Below are 18344 nucleotides of genomic sequence, written 5' to 3'. Positions count from 1 at the left end.
AATGTTATCTCATCCAAGCCCTTAAGAAAATTCAATTTTTTCATTTTGAATGGGTATTTTTAAAATCTATTTTTATGTTAACTATGGGAAAAATAGTAAAATATAAGTTTAAAAATATGAATTACCGAAATAATGGGATCCGATGAGCCTTAGCGGTTATAGCAGATGCATTAGGATGATTCTTGCAGGTAAATCCGTTTTTGGGTGTAAATTCAGAAGATTTTAATTTGATACCCGTTGGTATTAATATTCGTTTCGTAGATTTATCTTGTCTAACTTCAATATGCAAAGGCGCTACCGTTTTACCCTTTGCTAATTCATTTCACCTATCAAAAACGAATCGTATACTTAAATTGTCCATATTACAAGTTGTAACAAAATTTTTGTTACAAATTTAAAAAAGTGTAACAAAAAATTGGCAGAATATGGCAGAATATGGCACATGCAAAAAAACGTAAAAAAGGGCTATAAACCGCGTAAACACAAGAAAACCCGCTATTTAAGCGGGTTTATTAGCAGAGAGGATGGAATTAGAACATTAATTGAATACCAACTACTTATGGTAGTTGGTATCAAAAAGTATTAATTAAGGTTTTTAAAACTATTTTTTAAAAAATAACAACACATTTTGGAGGTATCAAGTAGTTTCCAATCATGAAAATTAAAATTTTGATTTTTTGACAGTACTTTTTCATAATAGCCCATTGAAAAGATTAATAGTTCTAAAATTACTGTATTATTATTTTTTAACCAGTTAAATTTTTCATTTGATATAGTGCCTTTTTTGTTAAGGTACAACATAATCTTAAGCAGTTCCTTTTCATTCATTTTTTTTAAAGTTCTTAGTATAAACGCAAATTATAAAAAAAACGATATAAAACACATATGTTAAATATCATATATTAAACTATTCATATAAAATATTAAAGCTAACTAGTTAATAATCAAATGTTAACAAATGGTTAATGTTTTGTAAAAATCTTTTAAAAAAAGTGGCGTTGTTATCTTGTGTTTATATTTTCATAAAAAAATTTTGAAAATTCATTTTTAAGTCTATATATTCCAAGCATATAACTGTTTATTTATAACCAAAGCAGAACCAAAAGCTAACCAAAAGCTAACCAAAGCAGAACCAAAAGCTAACCAAAACCTAACCAAACCAGAACCTAATGTAGAATGTATAATGTATAATGAAGAATGTATAATGAAGAATGAAAATGAAAATGAAGAATGTAAAATGAGGAATGATGTTCTTTTAGAAAAAGAACCAAAAGCGCTTCCTCTTTAAAAAAAATAATAGAGGGAGAAAATAAAAATTCATCTGGGGAATTTTCTACAGAGAAAAATTTTTTTTAGGGAACTTAAACGAGTCATTACATCACCCTAAATACCAAACTTGTAAACAAACCTCATCTCTAACCTTGATACTAACTTCGATACTAACCTCATCACGAACCTGTAAAAATATTTTACAGGTTAGAGTTAAGTCCAGTGTATAGGGTTGTTATGAAGGGCATGTAATTTTACAAAAAAAACTCTTTTTCCAATTTTTAAAAGAAAAAAAGTAAGAAAGAAAAAAAATAAAAAAAGAAAGAAAAGAAAGAACCAAAGAAAAGAAAGAAAAAAAATAAAAAAAAAGAAAGAAACAAAAAAAGAAAAACCCCTCTTTTTTGGAAAAAATTTTTTTTCGATTTTGATTTTTTTTAAATAAAATCAAAAATCAATTCCACTTATCAGACTTACTTACCCCGAAGGGGAGAAAAGAAAAAAAGTTGCGCCAAAAAAAGAAAAGATAAAATAAGGCTATTTAAGACGCTTAAATTATCCTAGTAGCAGTCTTGGTTGTTTTTGATAAAAAAGTCCGCCAGAAGGGCTAAAAATATTAAAATCGGGGGTGTTAACTCAAAAGTCAAACATGTCAATCTTCTTTAATCTGATCTTTTTTGGATTTATGCTTTGAATTTTCTAAAAAATATATTCGATCAGTAAGATCAAGAATTCTTTTTAGCAATTCGTTTTCTTGTTTTAGTAATCGAACACTTTCTTCTAAAAATTTACAACGGTCCTTAAGATTTTCATTTAATAAATTTTCGGTAGAAGTGGTTTTTTCTTTATCTATCAACATTTCGCCTTTTCCGGTAATTAACCAATTGGCATTAATTTTGTCGCATTTTGAAATTATTAAATCATAGTCAAGGATGTTTTTAACCTTCCATGATGATAATGTATTAAATCTTATTCCTAAAAATTCGGCAAATTTTATGTCGGTTTTTATATTTAAATATTTTTTTAGCTCATTAATAATTATTGACTTATCAACTTTTATTTCCATATTTCGTGAAATTTACGGGTAAGGTAAAAATTATATAAATAATTTTCTTACTTTGGTATTTTAATCTTTTTAGCGCCCCTTGAAAGCTCATTTTTAAGATCGTTTATTTCAAGTTTATATGATTCATTTAAATCCTCTAATATTTTAATTCTCTTATTGGCTTTTTTTAATTTTTCTTCTAAAAGTTGTACATCGTAAAGGGCAACGTCTGTTAGGCCTTGAATTTCTTCAAAATTATCGTCAGGCTCTAAGTTGTTATTTAAAACTTTTGATTTTAGCATTTCTCCTTCTCCTGTTAATAGCCAATTAGTGTTTAGAAAACTGCATTTTGAGTATACCAAATTCATATCAAAAGTATTTCTTGCGTACCAACTAGACAATGTAGTAGGGGCAATTCCTAGAAATTTTGCAAAATCCGATTGTGTTTTAAAACCTAAATGATTTTTTATATTATTTAAAATCAGCCTTTTATCAACATTTATACCCATAACCCTGAATTTATAATAAAATTTGTTTTATTTATTTCGGTGTTGTTTTACCCTTAGTAAACTTTGAAAGTTCATTTTTAAGGGTTTTTATTTCAAGTTTATAAGATTCAACTAATTCTTCCAGTATTTCAATTCTCTTATTAGCGTTTTTTAATTTTTCTTCTGAAAGTTGTACGTCGTAAAGAGCAACGTCTGTTAAGCCTTGAATTTCTTCAAAATTATCTTCTGGCTCTAAGTTGTTATTTGAAACTTTTGATTTTAACATTTCTCCTTCTCCTGTTAAGAGCCAAACGAAATCTATTTCGAAATTGTTTGCTATTTTTTCAATTATATTGAATTTTGGTTCTACTCTATCGTTGATGTAATTTCTAATATTAGCTTCATTAACACCTATTTTTGTTGCAAAATCACTATTATTCCCATTACTAAAATGCTTGACTAACTTATTTATTCTCTGTCCTATAGAATCCATTTTGTATATATTATAATATTTGATTCGAAAAAAAAATCGATTTTTATTTTGTTTATTAGAAATATATTTCGATATTTGCTTTAGAATTAAAAACAAATAAAGCGATGTTCAAAAATACTCAAAAAAGGAATAAGTGGAATTCTTTAGTAGTAAATAAATTATCAGAGAAACACGGTTTTACCGGATATTATATACGTCAATGCTTAAAAGGGGAGCGCAACAGTCTTACCTCAGATACAATTAGAAAAGAGTATAAACAATTAGTTCTAAAGATAGAGAACTCTTTAAAAAATTAAAATAAATACCGATTCAGGCAAAAAATTTAATGTCTCTGCTTCATTAAATGAAACCATCGTAAAACGAGTAATGTAATAAAATTTATTATGAATGTCTTAACCATAAAAGAAGTGAGCGCGAGGACTTCATTGTCTGCCCGCACCATTTACCGAATGATAGACAAGGGCACAATAGGATTAGATGATACTTTCTTGGTGGGTAACATCAGAAAAAAAAGAGTCATAACCGAGCAGTGGGTTGAAGATTTTATAAATAAACACAGAACGTATAATTAGAAAAAACCTTAAAAAATTGTCTTGTTATGGAAATAAATATAAAAATTAATATAGAATTTGGAGAAAAGGCCTTAAAAGTATTAAAAAAATGCGGTAAAAATTTCTTAGATACTGTTGATTTAAATGAACCGACAGAAGAAAGTATAAAACAAAACAAGAAAGAGGGTAAAAAAAATATCCCGCCTGTAGAGCCTTTCTACAAACTCACCGACAATATAAAATTCGATAAAATCAAAAAAAAGATTAACTCTCTTATAAGGTTTAAAAAAAATCAAGAAGTTAAAGAATTACTAAACCAATTCAATATCGATCGCATTTCCGAATTAGAGACAGAGAAATATAATGAGTTTTTCGAGCATTTACAAAAAATCATGTAGAAAACAAAAACGTTCAAAACCCTTTACCTGTAAAATCGCTAATCAAAAATTAGAATAATAAAATAAAAAAAAAGCCCTGCAGCAACAGGACTTAATCACAATAATATCAATTAAATATTATCATGAAAACAATAAGTGCAAATATAACTAAAAAAAGAGAAGTATCAAAAAAATTAGCTGAGTCAATTTTTCAAGAGTCTCTTGAGGTTTTATTCAACATAATAATACTTCCTAAAGAAAGCAATTTACATTACGAGATAGAAAAAATAGAAGGATCCATCGTAAGTGTTAAATTTTATTGGACAAAAGATTTTCAAAATTACGATTACTCCTGCGATTACTGGGAAGAAGTTATCGACTCTTATTCAACCCTTTACAACTTCAATAAACCTTATGACAGTATAATCGATGAAATAGTAGAGGACCTGGAAAGAGAAGTAAAAGTATATTTTTAAAACATTACAAAATGGACACTACAATAAAAGGCGTAAAACTTCTTTACGATGAAGCCTTAGAAAATAATAATATCACATTAGCGAAGGCATACGAAAAATACCTTAAAAAGGTAGACACTCAAGAGAATAGACACCAATCAATAATTAAAGGGTTTAAAAATAATCAAATACAAAGCGCATTTAGTAACGGTAAGACTTTTAAATCATTGAAAGAATACTTAGCATACCATGAAAAGGATATATAATTATTTCACATGGTGGTTGCTTACCATGTCAAGTATTGAAAAAATTCAAGAGTTCTTAAAAGAAGAAATAAAGTCATAGAAAATCTTAAAATCACTATGGAAAATAAAACAAGTATATACAAAAAACTATTTCAAGTAAAACTCGAAATAGGTAAACTTATAAAAAATGAAATAAATCCATTTTTTCAATCCAAGTATTTTGATGTAAACCAGCTCATCGAGCACGTTGAGCCTTTATTGCATAAAAATAATTTACTTCTTATGCAGCCTATAAAGGATAATAAAGTAATATCTACGATAACGGATATCGATTCAGGAGAAAACGTAACTAGTGAAATAGAATTGCCAGTATTTCAAGACCCGCAAAAAACAGGATCCGCCATTACCTATTACCGTAGATATACTCTTCAATCACTTTTAGGACTACAAGCAGAAGACGATGACGGTAATAAAACAATTCAAAATGCACAAAATAAACCCAAAATTACCCAATGGCTTACAGAAAAGGAATTTCAAGAGGCTATAAGATCAACGGATATAAAATTTTTAAGAGAATTTGGTGTACAGTGGAATACCCCGCCTAAAGGATTGAAGACGCAATATAAAGAAGCTATTAGAGAAAAAATTAAAGAATTAAAAAACAAATAATATGAGCGCATCAAGTGAACTTGCAGCTCAATATTCAGAGAGCTATTACATAGAAAATCAATACGAATACTTAATGAGTAATCAAGAATATATGACAGAAAAAGACATTTTAATAGAAGGACTTAAAAATAAGCAAAAAGTACTAAGTTATTCTTCGTTAAAATGTTTGGATAGCCCGATAAATTTTATCAACTACTATCTGCGCCCTAAAAAAACAAATGAAGGGATGATAACGGGGAGTGTTATAGATACTTTAATAACTACCCCTGATCTGTTTATTAAGAACTATGCAGTTTTAGAAGACATTCCATCTACTGAACTGCAAGTTAATTTCTGCCATGCAGTGGTTGAAAAAATAAAGAGCAAAGGAATAGACAAAACATCACCCATTTTTGAAATACTATTCAATGAAACATTTAAAGAGTTTTACAAAAAAGGAAGTTCGGAAAACTTAAAACATTTAATCCCTTATATATATTCAATTTGCGAAAATAAGCAAGTTATTAGCATTGTCCATTACCAAAAATGCAAAGATGTAAGTGATAATTTATTATCGCAAGATGAAATATTAGAGGAATTAGAGCAAGTTGAAGAATTTCAAAAAGCAATAGAGTTTGAATATAAAGGGTGGAAAATTAAAGGAAAATTAGACGCTTTTCAATCTAAAATTTTCTACGATTTCAAATATGCATCCGATTGCACACCTGAAAAATTTGAATATGACATGCGTAAATTCCAATATGATCTTCAATTTGGGATTTATTCCTTAGGTTTAATAATACTAGGATTAAGTCATAATCCTAAATTCAAATTCATTGTGTATGATGATAAATTTAACTATTCCATTATAGAAGTAGATGATGGGTATTTAGAATATGCTAGAAGAAAGGTTGATTTTAAGATCAATTGTTTAAACAAAATGATCGCTGAAAACGCTTTTAATAAATCCTATAATTTTTTCAGGTCTAAAACTAAATTTTACAAGCCTAAATGGATTGATGGGTTTGATAATGAAATATTTACACATAGATAAAATATTATGTTCTACAACGCAGAAAAACCTGTCGACATTCAAAAAGCAAAAAAATACTTTAATTGGTTGATAACCAATAAAAAAACCTTCGAATTAACAAAAAAACAACCCATACGAAGTATAAGTCAAAACAATTATTTGCATTTACTGTTAAGTTCTTTCGCTCTGGAATATGGAGACACCTTAGAATATGTAAAGTTAGAAATATTTAAAAAGAAATTGAATTCGGACATTTTTAAAACCGAACATCTAAATAAAAAAACGGGTGAGATTCGCGAAGACTGGAAGAGTACGTCAATACTCAACAGTAAAGATTTAACGATAGCAATAGACAGATTAAGAGCATATTCATTAAAAGAATTCGGTCATTACCTACCCGAACCGAATGACTTGAACTTTTTAAATGAAATAAGAATCAGTATTGAAAACAATAAAGAATATTTATAAATAATTAAAACCATGGAAAATATAATACAACAGACAAAAACAGAAGGAGAAGAAAAGATAAGGGCTTCTAAAAGTAAAACAAAGGATATTAACTCACCAAGTGCAACCTTAGGAAATAAATCAAAAAGTAAAACAAAGGGGGATTTTTCTCCTAGTGTAACATTAGGGAAGAAATCAAAAAGTAAAACAAAGGAGATTAACTCACCAAGCGCAACCTTAGGAAATAAATCAAAAAGCAAAACTAAAGGGGAACAGGCACATAGCGCAACCTTCGAGGAAAAATCACACAGCTACACAGAAGGAAAAGGAGCATATAGCGTGACTTTGGGAAGTTATTCCCTAAGCGAAACAAAAGGTGAAAACGCCATTACAAGTGCGTACGGTTACATGTCAATTGTAAAAGCTCATCATGGATTAGTATCTATAGTCGAATATAAACTAAAAAAAGATGAGTTAGTTCCAAAAAAAACACATTCTGCGCAAGTAGGTGAAAAGATTTTAGATGTAACGATAGAGCCCGATAAGCCGTACGGATTTGATGAAAAAGGAAATTTCAGAGAGTTTACGGAAGAGGAAGTTTTAGAAATATTAAATCCTTATTTAAAAAAACTAAAATCATGATACATTCTACAAATAACGAAAAATACTTTTTTGAAATAAACAAAGATCAATACAATTTATTCTATTTCAATTTAAAAGACGAAGAAGGTAATATTTACCTAGAAAGCTGGCGATATACAAACAAAACTAATTGCCGAAAAGGAATAAAAACAGTAATAAGAAATTCTAAAAATGAATTTCGGTTTGAGGTAGAACATATTTACGATGAAAAATGGATAGTCATTCTAAAAGCGGGAAACGGCAAAAGAATAGCACACTCACAATATTTTGATACAGAAAAAGAAGCTATAAACTTAATTAAAAATTTAAAAAACTTATCCCTAAAAACTCCTGTTATAGACAATACTAAGATAAAAAATTAAAACCATGAATCATTCAACAAATAAAGAAAAATTATATTTTGAAATATACAAAGTTGAAGACGACGTTTTATATACCAATGATCGATTCTATTTCAAATTAAAAGATGAAGAAGGTAACAGTTATATAAGAAGCCGTCCATATCTACACAAAACTGATTGTCTAAAAGAACTAAAATCAGTATTAAGAAATTTTAAAAACAGAGAACGTTTTATAATTGAACAAACTTACGAAGAAAAATGGATCTTCCATCTGAGGAACGAAAACGGTCAAATAATAGCAGTATCAACTTATTATTTTGATACAATTGTGGATGCTAGAAACTTTACTGAAGATTTAAAAAACTTATCCCTAAAAACTCCTGTTATAGACAATACTAAAACCATGAAAGATTCAAATATTAACGAGAAATACTTTTTTGAAATAAACAAAGATCAATGCAATTTATTCTATTTCAATTTAAAAGATAAAAACGGAAATATTTATCTAAAAAGCGGTTCATATACACAAAAAACTAATTGTCTAAAAGGGATAAGATCAATAATAATAAATTCTAAAAATGATGCACGGGTTATAGTTAAACAAACTCGTGATGAAAAATGGAAAGGCTCTTTGAAAGCCGAAAACGGTAAAACAAGAGCATTCAAAACGGCTTTTAACACCAAAGAAGAATTTAAAAACTTTATTGAAGATTTAAAAAGCTTAACTCTTGAAACGCATGTTGTAGACAATACTAAATAAAAAAACTAAAATCATGATACACTCAAATAACAAAGAGATATTCTATTTTAAAATAACAAAAGATTATAACAATTTATTCTTTTTCTGTTTAAAAAACGAAAAAGGTAATATTTGTCTAGGAAGCCTTCCATATACACGCAAAACTGATTGTCAAGAAGGAATAAAATCAGTTATATGTAACTTTAAAAATGGAGAACGGTTTGGAGTAAAGCGATCACCATATGGACGATATGATGTCTACCTGAAAGCCGTTAACGGTGAAATAATCGCAGTCAGTGCGGATTTTTATACAAAAGAAGAAGCTATAAACTTAATTAAAAATTTTAAAAACTTATCTCTAAAAACGCCTGTTGTTGACAAAACTGAATAACCATGATATACCCAAGAAACAACAAAAAATACTTTTTTGAAATAGATAAAAATGAAGACAACTTTTTCTATTTCCAATTAAAAGACGAAGAAGGTAATATTTATTTAGAAAGAGGCGCATATACGTACAAAACTAATTGTAAACACGGGATAAAATCAGTAATAAGGAATTCTAAAAATAGAGAACGTTTTATAATTAAACAAGCTTCTAATAAAAAATGGACATGCAGTCTTACAGCCGGAAATGGTAGAGCAATAGCATTTACCCCTTATTTTAAAACAAAATTTAGAATAGAAAAATTTGTTGAAGACTTACCAAGAAAAGTGCATTTAGCTAAATTTTCTGATAAAACTAAGAGAATTCCTTAGTGGACAATAAACAACTAAAATCTTTTTATTTATAAACATGTTCGCATGAGGAAAAGACTGAAATACGATCCCGATGAAGTAATAACGGTAATTATGAAAAAGGAAATGTCCATGAAAAATTATTTGTCATTGATGGAGAAATTGAGAAAAGATGGATTTAACGGATGGAATTGTCAGGGGTATCAAACAGGTTTTTATTGCGGATATAAAGGGTACCTTGAAGTTATATGTGTTAAACCTAAATTCCTATTAAGATATAACGAAAAATTAAGACCTGTTATAATCATGAAAAGAAGGAATTTAAGACAAGAAGAAAGCAACTAACATTATTATATTCTTATTCAATATGTTTAACTAATGTAAAATTTCAAAGGTAATATAATCCATTAGAAGGAATAAATAAAAATCACTGCTTTGAGAAAGACATTAACAGATCAACAAGTAGAAATAATTATTCGCGAATACTTGAATAAACCCGTAAAGAGGATAGCTGATGAAATAGGGAGTAACCATGGGACTATAATGCGTAAGTTAAAATCATTAGGGCTTGAAATACCTAAAGAAATCATTGAAAAAAGGAAACAGGCTGGGTTATTTAAAAAAGGATCAACCCCCTTTAATAAGGGTAAGAAAATGACAGAATACCTATCTGAAGAAGCTATAAAAAATAACTTAAAAACAAGATTTAAAAAAGGACAAAAACCCAAACAAACAAAAAAAAGTTTTGAAGAAGTAATACGTAATGAAAAGGGCACCCAATATTATTATATAAAATCCCCTGGAGACAATATGATGGTGCCTAAGCAGCGATGGTTATGGGAAAAAGAAACAAAAACCAAAATACCCAAAGGATATAATATAGTATTTAAAGATGGGAACGCCTTGAATTGTGTTATTGAAAATTTAGAATGTATAAGCAACAAGGAATTAATGGAGAGAAACACCATACACCAATATCCGGCGGAGATAAAAAGAACCCTACACTTAACTAAAAAAATTAAAGATAAAATAAAAAGAAAATGAACATATCCGAATTAAACAACAAATTATTTAAAGCCTTAGAAGGTATAGAAGAAGGTACATTAGAAATAGACAAAGCAAAAGCCATGGTTAACATAAGTACCGCAATAACCAATAATGCAAAATTAATCTTACAAGCCGCTAAAATGTCGGAAAATGTACAAATGGCAAACGATCTATTTAGCCCAAAACAAGGGATGTTAACCTTAAACCCTGACGATACATATATGAAAAAAAACATTTTTGCAAAAAAGCTAGGATATAACAATGTCTCTGAAGCATTGGCAAACATGGGTAAAGATAATTTTGATGAAAAGTTTAAAGAACAAATGCAATCAAGGCACCCTGAAAATTACAACAAAAATTAAGACTATTTTAAAAGTTTTCATAATGGAAGAAAGAGACAGTATCATATTTTATAGAAGTTTTTTTGAATCAATAAAACAACTACCTTCTGAAACACAAGCAGAGGTTTACAATGCAATATTTGAATACTCTTTAAACTTCAAAGAGGTTGAATTAAGTGAAATCCCCAAAGTGATTTTTACTCTAATAAAACCGCAATTGGATGCTAATATTCGTAAGTATGAAAATGGCAAAAAAAAAGGAACTAGAAGAAGCAAAGCAGAAGCAAACCAGGAGCAAACCAGAAGCAAAGCAGAAGCAAACCAGGAGCAAACCAGAAGCAAAGCAGAAGCAAACCAGGAGCAAACCAGAAGCAAAGCAGAAGCTAATGTAGAATGTATAATGAAGAATGAAGAATGTATAATGAAGAATGAAAATGAAGAATGTAAAATGAGGAATGATGTTCTTTTAGAAAAAGAACCAAAGGCGCCCCCTTTTTTAAAAAAAATAATAGAGGGAGAAAATAAAAATTCATCTGGGGGATATTCAACAAAAGAAGAAAGAAAAAAAGATTGTGAGGAAATAGTAAATAATTTCAATGATAGATGTACTTACTTACCAATAGTCCAAAAAATAACGGACAAAAGAATATCATCGGTTAGCGCAAGGATAAAAGAATTTGGAAAAGAGAAAGTAAATGAGGTAATAGATTTGGTGTCGGAGTCGACATTTTTAAATGGGCAAAATAAACAAAGCTGGACAGCTGATTTTGATTGGATTATGAGCCCTGCCAATTTTATTAAAATTTTAGAAGGAAATTATAAAAATAAGGGTTTAAGAAATGAAACAGCCGATGAAGATTTCACAATTAATAGATAAAGAAGGATTGGGAAATTTAATACCCAAACGCCCAACACGGCCTTCTACTTATAACTATTTAAAACAAAATAATCCTGAACATCATATTGTAAAAGATTATGAAGCAGCATTATATGCTTATCAAGAATACCAAAAAAAAGCAAATGAAGCTGAGGGCATTATTGAAAAAAAAGAAGTTATAAAACCTATTGGGACCATGGATGTAAAAGAATTAAAAAAATATTTCTGTCAGGCGTTTTATAAAGTAAACAAGGAAAAATTCAATCCAAATGCAAATGATGGAGAAGCAAATCAATTTTTATGCACCTTACTTTATTATTTTGCCAAGTCAGATAATTTTTACAAAAGTAATCTTTTATACAAAGGAGATAAAATCACACATGATTTAAATAAAGGATTACTTGTAATAGGGGGATATGGCTGTGGAAAAACTTCATTTTTTAAAGCTTTCCATTATCTATTTAAAGTGTGCCAGCAACAAGATATTTCAATTAAAAATCTAAATGGAGATCTTATAAAATTAGCCAGATACAAACAGTTTTTTAAATACTTTACGGCAAATCAAGTTGTAGAGAAATATGAGGTATGCGCAGAGCCTGCTGATAAAGATTTCTTTTGGCTGCAACAAAACAATGGACGTGCCTATTATGATGATATTTTAACAGAGCGAGAGGCAAACAACTATGGAAAGGCTGAAATATTCAAAGATATACTGGAAAAAAGATACGATTTGGGAAGTACAACTTTAATAAGCTGTAATTACCACAAACGCTCTATCAAAGATAAAAATGGGAGAGTCGATGTTTTGGAAAATGTGAATTCTACCTTGTGGCAATTTGGTAAAAGATACGGACCACGTATATACGATCGATTATTCTCGATGTTTAACATTATTGAATTAAAAGGGAAAAGCCTTAGAAGATGATCAATGAAAGACTGTAAAAAACTTAAAAAATGAGAAAAATAAGTAAAAAAGAAAAAGATAAATTATTTCATGAATACGTGGTTTTATCCATGTTGTTACTCCATGTAATAGATCGGTTAAAAAGAATACAGGAATTCAATGAAAGATCCAAAAAATTTAAAGAAAACTTAGAATTTAATGCAAAAGAAATAGAGGAGTTAACTGATAAAGTATTTACAATAAAAAAGATAAGTGGATCTACCTACATTCAGGATCTCGCCCAAAAAGTGGAAACAGTTATCCGTAAAAATTTTGTCACAATTTAAAGTATGAATTTAAAAATTAATAAACCGTCCCACAAAATGAAAGGAGAAATTACCCATAAAGAAAAAAAACAAGCAAGAAAAAAAGCCATTGAAAATCTAGAAAATGCTAAAGAAATAGAAGCAGGAAAAAAATATTACCGAAAAGATAAAAGAACAATAGCGTTGAGATAAAGAACTATTAAAAAACTAAAATTATGAAAAAAGAAAATTTTCTTAATAAAATTATCAGAAAGCTAAAAGAATTATTTAGTAATAGTAAGATAAGCAAAACAGTAGGTCATGGGTCACCATGTGTAACTTTGAGGAGCAAATCAAAAAGTGAAACAGAAGGGAATTTTTCTCCTAGTGCAACCTTAGGAAATCAGTCACAAAGTTATACAATGGGCGGGAATTCACCAAGCGCAACACTTGATGAGTATTCAAACAGTTATACAAAAGGTTATGAATCATCAAGTGCTACTTTAGGTAAGTTATCACAAAGCCGCACAGAAGGCTACAACTCACACAGTGCAACATTTGGGGATCATTCACAAAGTTATACAAAAGAGGAATTCGCATTTAGTGTGACTTTTGGTGAGAATTCAAATAGCAAAACAGAAGGGGAATTTTCACATAGTGTAACCTTAGGATATCAATCCCAAAGTTATACAGAAGGAGACGAAGCATGTTGCGTGACTTTTGGAAGTTGTTCCTTAAGCGAAACCAAAGGTAAAAACTCCATTACATGTACGGTAGGTAACAGATCAATAGTAAAAGCGCATCATGGATTAGTAATTATTGTTAAATATGATAAAAATAACAGTCCATTAACAGCGTATTCTGCGCTAGTTGGAGGTAAAATATTAGATGTAACTATTGAACCCGATAAATATTACGGGTTTGATGAAGAGGGGAAATTCAGAATGTTTACGCAAGAAGAAGTTTTAGAAATAGTAAGACCATTTTATTAAAATTAAAATTAAAATGATAATATCATCAAAAAGATGGATAAGAGAATCAAAATTTGATATAGGAGATCAAGTATATATTAAAAATGATAGAGAGCAGCGAATAGTTTTTATAATTGAAGTAATAGTTTCATTATATGAAATAAGATATAGAACAAGGTGTATGGAATCGGTTGATGTGTTTTTTGAGTTTGAATTGTCTAAAGAAAAAAGGATCTTTTAACTATATGAAATAAAAAAAACATTAAAAAAATAAAACAAAAAGACATTGAAGTTTACTCCTGTAGACATTGAAAAGGTAAATTTCATCATTTCTCAATTTATTGAACGTTTAGAGAAAAGTAAATCTTTATAAATAAATCAAGATAAAAATATAGCTAAATTATAAAAAAATGGAAAACTCAAAAAAACAAATTACAAACAAAAAAAATAGTCCTACTATCGGTTATAATGATTATACAGAGTATATAACTAAAGGAGATGAATCCTGTAACGTTATAATGGGTAGTACTTCAAAGGGTTTAACGTTAGGGTATAAATCGCATAGCATTGCTATTGGTTCTAATTCGAACAGTAAAACAAATGGAGATAACGCATGGAGAGTTTATCTTAAAGCGGGAAACGGTCGAACAATAGTAAAATCAAATTTTTTAGATGCAGAAGAAGAAGCTAAAAACTTTATTAAAGATTTAAACTGTTTATCTCTTAAAACTCCTATTGTTGACAAAACTAAATAATAATTATTTAAAAAACTAAAATCATGAAACATTCAAATAACAACAAAGAAAAATTCTATTTTGAAATATACAAAGAAGAACGTTTTAACTTATTCTATTTCGAATTAAAAGACGAAGAAGGTAATATTTACCTAGAAAGCTGGCAATTTACATACAAAACTAATTGTAAAGAAGGAATAAAATCTGTAATAAGAAATTTTAAAAACAGAGAACGTTTTATAATTGAACAACCTTTCTATAACGCATGGAGAGTTTATCTTAAAGCGGGAAACGGGATAATAATAGCATACTCACAATATTTTGATACAGAAAAAGAAGCTAAAAACTTTATTGAAGATTTAAAATGTTTATCTCTTGAAACTCCTGTTATTGACAAAACTAAATAATAATTATTTAAAAAACTAAAACCATGGCACACACAAACAACAAAAAATACTTTTTTGAAATAGATAAAAATGAAGACAACTTTTTCTATTTAAGATTAAAAGGCGAAGAGGATAAAACTTTACTTAAATGCGGTTCATTTACACAAAAAACTAAATGTCAAAAAGTGGTAAAATCAGTAATAAGAAATTCTAAAAATGGAGAACGGTTTGGAGTAAAGCGATCACCATATGGACGATATGATGTCTACCTGAAAGCCGTTAACGGTGAAATAATCGCAGTCAGTGCGGATTTTTATACAAAAGAAGAAGCTATAAACTTAATTAAAAATTTTAAAAACTTATCTCTTGATACTCCTGTTATTGACAAAACTAAATAAAAAACTAAAATCATGAAAAAAGAAGAATTAGCACAATTATTAAATGGCCGTCAAATTGGAGAAGAAATGACCTATCAAGAGCACTTACAAGCCAGAAAAAACGGGCTTTTGGTTTGTTATGGGTATTCTTATGATTTATTAGAATTCAGAGGTATTATATATAATAGAGTAAGTTTTTATGAAGGAGAGGATATTTTCCTGTATAAAGACAAAGATCATAAAATAGGAATTTTGTACGAATCAGACTATGATGAAATAAAAGAAAGTTTAGAAGATTACAATATTGATTTTATTTTACCAAAAATTCCTATTAAAATTCAATGGCGTCCAATAGGACGAGCCTGTTTATGGTTAATAACAACAGATATCCCTCATGCAACATTTGATATTTATGATGATGAAGATTTGTATAGCCGTGGGATCGTATTAGAATTAACGGATATAGAAAATTATTTATATAATAAATATAAAAAATGAAAAACAATAATATCACAATAACATACAGACAAGCAGAGGAATTCAATTTAATGTTAGATGCTCTAAAGAAAATATCAAAAGATTTTCAATCCACAGATCAATTACGTGAAGATTGTAATGAAGATTATGGACTTGATTATGAAGAATGCTTAGAAATGTCTTATGAAAATATCCAAAGTTTAGCGGAACAAACGTCAAAAGGAATAAGAAAAATAAATATAAACAAATGAAAAAAACTAAAAACACCTATATACCAATTAATTTTTCAACTCCGATGATTCAAGCTATACTAGCTGAAGATAAAACCCAGACAAGAAGAATAATTAAACCACAGCCAACAAAACAAAGGGTAGTAGAACAAGGGGAAAAATATCTATCAGGAGCAACTGAGGAGGGAGTAACAAGCAAAGATATGGCGAATGTAGATATTAATATTGATAATTTGTTAGAAGATAATCCAATAAAAAAAGGAGTTATTCTGTGGGTAAGAGAAAAATGGGGATATAGTGGATATAGTGATTATTTAAAAGAACCATATTTATATAAAATCAATTATGATACCGAATATGATAGTTTTATAGAAAACTTTGAATTAAAGAAATGGGGAAGACCTATACTCATGCCAAAAAAAGCCGTGAGGATATTTCTTAAAGTAACGGATGTAAGGGTTGAAAAGCTACAGGATATTACAGAAAAAGACGCTATAAAAGAGGGGGTTGAAATGTTCGAGGACTATGTAAGTAGGTACAAAGATTATTATCATGAAAGTGGATTTAATTTTACATCCGCTAGAAAAGGGTTTCAATCTATTTGGCAATCCATATATGGATTTAAATCGTGGGATGAAAATCCGTGGGTATGGGTATATAGCTTTGAATGGATTGACAAACCCAAAGATTGGAAGTATTAATTCTAAAAACATAATTATTCATATAAGTAATCTAAAAAATTACAGAGACGTTAAAAAGAATACTAGCATAAAAAAAATGGAAAATAAAATAATACTAGATGCTTGTTGTGTCCAAAAATGATGTGGTTTGACAAAAAAGATCCACGTGCTGTTTACATGGATATACGCAAGACAGAATTGACAGCATGCGATGGAAGACGTATAATAATAAGCCCCGATATCATAGGAGATTTTAGAAAAATGCCTTTTGACGATAACTCTTTTAAAATGGTAGTATTTGATCCACCGCATTTAAATCAACTGGGTCTAAATTCCTTTACAGCCCAAAAATACGGCAAATTATTTCCTACATGGGAAGACGATTTAAAATCAGGATTTGAAGAATGTATGAGAGTATTGCAAAAAGAAGGCTTTTTAATTTTTAAATGGAATGAATATCAAATACCCCTTTCAAAAATAATTGAAATCTTTGGAGTTCAACCTCTTTTTGGACACAAATCCGGCAAACAATCATTAACCCATTGGCTGTGTTTTATGAAAAATTAATAATAAATATTGACCTTAAAAAATGGAAAATAAAGAAGAAATTAAAATAAGAAAAAAACGCGAGAACCCTGAAAGCCGGTTACAAAGAGCATGTATCAAATGGTTTAAGCTTCAATATCCCAAAGAAACCATTTTCGCTATTCCAAACGGAGGGAAAAGAGGCAAAATAGAGGCGGCCATAATGAAAGGAGAGGGAGTTATGGCCGGGGTCTCCGACCTTTTTCTTATGCGTGGAAAAGAAGGGTATCATGGGTTGTTTATCGAAATGAAGGCAAAAAACGGAAAATTACGAGAAAATCAACGAGTGTTTATCGAAGACGCAGAAAGAAAAGATTATAAAGTAGAGGTATGTTATTCATTAGAAGAGTTCATTGAAAAAGTAAATAACTATTTGAATAAAAAATAATAAAACTATAACCAATAAAATGAGAGATTTTAAAAGATATGATGATATTCCTAAAGTCCTGAAAATAAAGGTTTATGAATATTTTAAATCAAATGAAGAAAATACAATCCCCGCCTTATCAAAAATATTTAATATCTCACAGGCTCAACTTTCAAGGATTATAACAGAAATGCAATTGGAAGAAAAAACACAGCTTAAAGTTACACTTTAAATAAAACAAATTAAATAACATTAAATCAATTTGTTGAATTAATAAAAATTAAGTATTTTTGTATAAATACTATTACTAAAAAATCTAAAAAAGATGGAAAATCAAAATTTAAGTTACGGGGGAAAGTTGGTAGGGTTAAATAACCCTCCTACAGGAAATGAATTAGTTTACCAATTTAAAAAAAATGTTGCAGCTAAAATAGACACCTTAAATAATTTAAGAGCTACTTCTGAATCACAAGAACAGAAAAGATTGTGTTCTGTAGCAATAACTGAATTAGAAGGGGCTCTTCTATGGGCAGTAAAGGCATTAACTTTTGATAAGGTAAGTTAACTTTAACTACA

37 protein-coding genes are annotated in these 18344 nt (G+C 28.9%); 32 read left to right on the top strand and 5 right to left on the bottom strand.

Features of this window, described 5'->3' with window-relative positions:
• Positions 1 to 121: 121 nt before the first annotated feature.
• From C4S75_RS10105 to C4S75_RS07520, 5 genes are all read right to left on the bottom strand, one after another.
• A complete protein-coding gene (locus C4S75_RS10105; RefSeq protein ID WP_158254232.1) occupies positions 122 to 289 on the bottom strand; it encodes a hypothetical protein in 168 nt (55 codons plus the stop codon).
• Positions 290 to 582: 293 nt separating this feature from the next.
• Positions 583 to 828 carry a hypothetical protein gene (locus tag C4S75_RS07535; protein ID WP_105297690.1) on the bottom strand — a complete coding sequence of 82 codons (246 nt, stop codon included), beginning with the start codon at positions 826 to 828 and terminating at the stop codon, positions 583 to 585.
• A 1090-nt stretch (positions 829 to 1918) separates the two neighbouring features.
• Positions 1919 to 2332, bottom strand: a complete 414-nt coding sequence (locus tag C4S75_RS07530; RefSeq protein ID WP_105297689.1) for a helix-turn-helix domain-containing protein — start codon at positions 2330 to 2332, stop codon at positions 1919 to 1921.
• 47 nt (positions 2333 to 2379) lie between these two features.
• On the bottom strand, positions 2380 to 2820 hold the full coding sequence (locus tag C4S75_RS07525; RefSeq protein ID WP_105297688.1) for a helix-turn-helix domain-containing protein: 441 nt from the start codon (positions 2818 to 2820) through the stop codon (positions 2380 to 2382).
• Between the two features lie 31 nt (positions 2821 to 2851).
• On the bottom strand, positions 2852 to 3292 hold the full coding sequence (locus C4S75_RS07520; RefSeq protein ID WP_105297687.1) for a helix-turn-helix transcriptional regulator: 441 nt from the start codon (positions 3290 to 3292) through the stop codon (positions 2852 to 2854).
• A 104-nt stretch (positions 3293 to 3396) separates the two neighbouring features.
• On the opposite strand from C4S75_RS07520, the gene C4S75_RS07515 reads away from it, so the two are divergent.
• The 32 genes from C4S75_RS07515 to C4S75_RS07365 all read left to right on the top strand — a co-directional run bounded on the left by C4S75_RS07515 (position 3397) and on the right by C4S75_RS07365 (position 18333).
• Positions 3397 to 3588, top strand: coding sequence for a hypothetical protein (locus C4S75_RS07515; protein WP_105297686.1), 192 nt, complete (start codon positions 3397 to 3399; stop codon positions 3586 to 3588).
• A gap of 87 nt (positions 3589 to 3675) precedes the next feature.
• Complete coding sequence (locus tag C4S75_RS07510) at positions 3676 to 3864, top strand: helix-turn-helix domain-containing protein (RefSeq protein ID WP_105297685.1); 189 nt, start codon at positions 3676 to 3678, stop codon at positions 3862 to 3864.
• 26 nt (positions 3865 to 3890) lie between these two features.
• Positions 3891 to 4241, top strand: coding sequence for a hypothetical protein (locus C4S75_RS07505; RefSeq protein ID WP_105297684.1), 351 nt, complete (start codon positions 3891 to 3893; stop codon positions 4239 to 4241).
• A 122-nt stretch (positions 4242 to 4363) separates the two neighbouring features.
• Positions 4364 to 4696 carry a hypothetical protein gene (locus C4S75_RS07500; protein ID WP_105297683.1) on the top strand — a complete coding sequence of 111 codons (333 nt, stop codon included), beginning with the start codon at positions 4364 to 4366 and terminating at the stop codon, positions 4694 to 4696.
• Between the two features lie 11 nt (positions 4697 to 4707).
• Complete coding sequence (locus tag C4S75_RS07495; protein WP_105297682.1) at positions 4708 to 4941, top strand: hypothetical protein; 234 nt, start codon at positions 4708 to 4710, stop codon at positions 4939 to 4941.
• A gap of 96 nt (positions 4942 to 5037) precedes the next feature.
• Positions 5038 to 5589 carry an ERF family protein gene (locus tag C4S75_RS07490; protein ID WP_105297681.1) on the top strand — a complete coding sequence of 184 codons (552 nt, stop codon included), beginning with the start codon at positions 5038 to 5040 and terminating at the stop codon, positions 5587 to 5589.
• Between the two features lies 1 nt (position 5590).
• Complete coding sequence (locus tag C4S75_RS07485) at positions 5591 to 6622, top strand: hypothetical protein (protein ID WP_105297680.1); 1032 nt, start codon at positions 5591 to 5593, stop codon at positions 6620 to 6622.
• A 6-nt stretch (positions 6623 to 6628) separates the two neighbouring features.
• On the top strand, positions 6629 to 7069 hold the full coding sequence (locus C4S75_RS07480) for a hypothetical protein (protein ID WP_105297679.1): 441 nt from the start codon (positions 6629 to 6631) through the stop codon (positions 7067 to 7069).
• A gap of 12 nt (positions 7070 to 7081) precedes the next feature.
• Complete coding sequence (locus C4S75_RS07475; protein ID WP_105297678.1) at positions 7082 to 7690, top strand: hypothetical protein; 609 nt, start codon at positions 7082 to 7084, stop codon at positions 7688 to 7690.
• Complete coding sequence (locus C4S75_RS07470) at positions 7687 to 8052, top strand: DUF1508 domain-containing protein (RefSeq protein WP_105297677.1); 366 nt, start codon at positions 7687 to 7689, stop codon at positions 8050 to 8052. Before C4S75_RS07475 ends, C4S75_RS07470 begins: the two co-directional genes overlap by 4 nt.
• Positions 8053 to 8056: 4 nt before the next feature.
• Positions 8057 to 8791: a DUF1508 domain-containing protein gene (locus tag C4S75_RS07465; RefSeq protein WP_105297676.1), complete on the top strand. Its 735-nt coding sequence runs from the start codon at positions 8057 to 8059 to the stop codon at positions 8789 to 8791.
• Between the two features lie 13 nt (positions 8792 to 8804).
• Positions 8805 to 9161, top strand: coding sequence for a DUF1508 domain-containing protein (locus tag C4S75_RS07460; RefSeq protein ID WP_105297675.1), 357 nt, complete (start codon positions 8805 to 8807; stop codon positions 9159 to 9161).
• A 2-nt stretch (positions 9162 to 9163) separates the two neighbouring features.
• Entirely contained in the window at positions 9164 to 9529 is a 366-nt protein-coding gene (locus C4S75_RS07455) for a DUF1508 domain-containing protein (protein ID WP_105297674.1), read from the top strand.
• Between the two features lie 45 nt (positions 9530 to 9574).
• Positions 9575 to 9853: a hypothetical protein gene (locus C4S75_RS07450; protein WP_105297673.1), complete on the top strand. Its 279-nt coding sequence runs from the start codon at positions 9575 to 9577 to the stop codon at positions 9851 to 9853.
• A 90-nt stretch (positions 9854 to 9943) separates the two neighbouring features.
• Positions 9944 to 10552 (top strand): HNH endonuclease signature motif containing protein, encoded by a 609-nt coding sequence (locus C4S75_RS07445; RefSeq protein ID WP_105297672.1) that lies wholly within the window; start codon positions 9944 to 9946, stop codon positions 10550 to 10552.
• Positions 10549 to 10917 carry a hypothetical protein gene (locus C4S75_RS07440; RefSeq protein WP_105297671.1) on the top strand — a complete coding sequence of 123 codons (369 nt, stop codon included), beginning with the start codon at positions 10549 to 10551 and terminating at the stop codon, positions 10915 to 10917. Before C4S75_RS07445 ends, C4S75_RS07440 begins: the two co-directional genes overlap by 4 nt.
• A 22-nt stretch (positions 10918 to 10939) precedes the next feature.
• On the top strand, positions 10940 to 11773 hold the full coding sequence (locus C4S75_RS07435) for a DUF6291 domain-containing protein (protein ID WP_105297670.1): 834 nt from the start codon (positions 10940 to 10942) through the stop codon (positions 11771 to 11773).
• Positions 11736 to 12698 carry a hypothetical protein gene (locus C4S75_RS07430; protein ID WP_158254231.1) on the top strand — a complete coding sequence of 321 codons (963 nt, stop codon included), beginning with the start codon at positions 11736 to 11738 and terminating at the stop codon, positions 12696 to 12698. Before C4S75_RS07435 ends, C4S75_RS07430 begins: the two co-directional genes overlap by 38 nt.
• A 29-nt stretch (positions 12699 to 12727) precedes the next feature.
• Positions 12728 to 13003 carry a hypothetical protein gene (locus C4S75_RS07425; RefSeq protein ID WP_105297668.1) on the top strand — a complete coding sequence of 92 codons (276 nt, stop codon included), beginning with the start codon at positions 12728 to 12730 and terminating at the stop codon, positions 13001 to 13003.
• Between the two features lie 36 nt (positions 13004 to 13039).
• Entirely contained in the window at positions 13040 to 13174 is a 135-nt protein-coding gene (locus tag C4S75_RS10195; protein WP_255410610.1) for a hypothetical protein, read from the top strand.
• 128 nt (positions 13175 to 13302) lie between these two features.
• The gene (locus C4S75_RS07420; protein ID WP_146105597.1) at positions 13303 to 13953 is read left to right on the top strand and encodes a hypothetical protein; all 651 of its coding nucleotides are present in this window, start codon (positions 13303 to 13305) and stop codon (positions 13951 to 13953) included.
• A gap of 13 nt (positions 13954 to 13966) precedes the next feature.
• Positions 13967 to 14173 carry a hypothetical protein gene (locus tag C4S75_RS07415; RefSeq protein WP_105297666.1) on the top strand — a complete coding sequence of 69 codons (207 nt, stop codon included), beginning with the start codon at positions 13967 to 13969 and terminating at the stop codon, positions 14171 to 14173.
• 169 nt (positions 14174 to 14342) lie between these two features.
• Complete coding sequence (locus tag C4S75_RS07410; protein ID WP_105297665.1) at positions 14343 to 14687, top strand: hypothetical protein; 345 nt, start codon at positions 14343 to 14345, stop codon at positions 14685 to 14687.
• Between the two features lie 23 nt (positions 14688 to 14710).
• Positions 14711 to 15073, top strand: a complete 363-nt coding sequence (locus C4S75_RS07405; RefSeq protein ID WP_105297664.1) for a YegP family protein — start codon at positions 14711 to 14713, stop codon at positions 15071 to 15073.
• Positions 15074 to 15096: 23 nt separating this feature from the next.
• A complete protein-coding gene (locus C4S75_RS07400; protein ID WP_105297663.1) occupies positions 15097 to 15450 on the top strand; it encodes a DUF1508 domain-containing protein in 354 nt (117 codons plus the stop codon).
• Between the two features lie 12 nt (positions 15451 to 15462).
• Positions 15463 to 15927, top strand: coding sequence for a hypothetical protein (locus C4S75_RS07395; protein ID WP_105297662.1), 465 nt, complete (start codon positions 15463 to 15465; stop codon positions 15925 to 15927).
• A complete protein-coding gene (locus tag C4S75_RS07390) occupies positions 15924 to 16157 on the top strand; it encodes a hypothetical protein (protein WP_105297661.1) in 234 nt (77 codons plus the stop codon). Before C4S75_RS07395 ends, C4S75_RS07390 begins: the two co-directional genes overlap by 4 nt.
• Positions 16154 to 16837 carry a hypothetical protein gene (locus tag C4S75_RS07385; RefSeq protein ID WP_146105596.1) on the top strand — a complete coding sequence of 228 codons (684 nt, stop codon included), beginning with the start codon at positions 16154 to 16156 and terminating at the stop codon, positions 16835 to 16837. Before C4S75_RS07390 ends, C4S75_RS07385 begins: the two co-directional genes overlap by 4 nt.
• A 120-nt stretch (positions 16838 to 16957) precedes the next feature.
• A complete protein-coding gene (locus C4S75_RS07380; RefSeq protein WP_255410609.1) occupies positions 16958 to 17383 on the top strand; it encodes a methyltransferase domain-containing protein in 426 nt (141 codons plus the stop codon).
• 22 nt (positions 17384 to 17405) lie between these two features.
• Complete coding sequence (locus C4S75_RS07375) at positions 17406 to 17789, top strand: VRR-NUC domain-containing protein (RefSeq protein WP_105297658.1); 384 nt, start codon at positions 17406 to 17408, stop codon at positions 17787 to 17789.
• A 19-nt stretch (positions 17790 to 17808) separates the two neighbouring features.
• Positions 17809 to 18000, top strand: coding sequence for a hypothetical protein (locus C4S75_RS07370; RefSeq protein ID WP_105297657.1), 192 nt, complete (start codon positions 17809 to 17811; stop codon positions 17998 to 18000).
• Between the two features lie 93 nt (positions 18001 to 18093).
• A complete protein-coding gene (locus C4S75_RS07365; protein ID WP_105297656.1) occupies positions 18094 to 18333 on the top strand; it encodes a hypothetical protein in 240 nt (79 codons plus the stop codon).
• Positions 18334 to 18344 lie beyond the last annotated feature (11 nt).

Origin of the sequence: Apibacter sp. wkB309, assembly GCF_002964915.1 — a bacterium.
Taxonomy (GTDB): domain Bacteria; phylum Bacteroidota; class Bacteroidia; order Flavobacteriales; family Weeksellaceae; genus Apibacter.
This window is presented reverse-complemented; position numbering and strand designations above follow the sequence as displayed.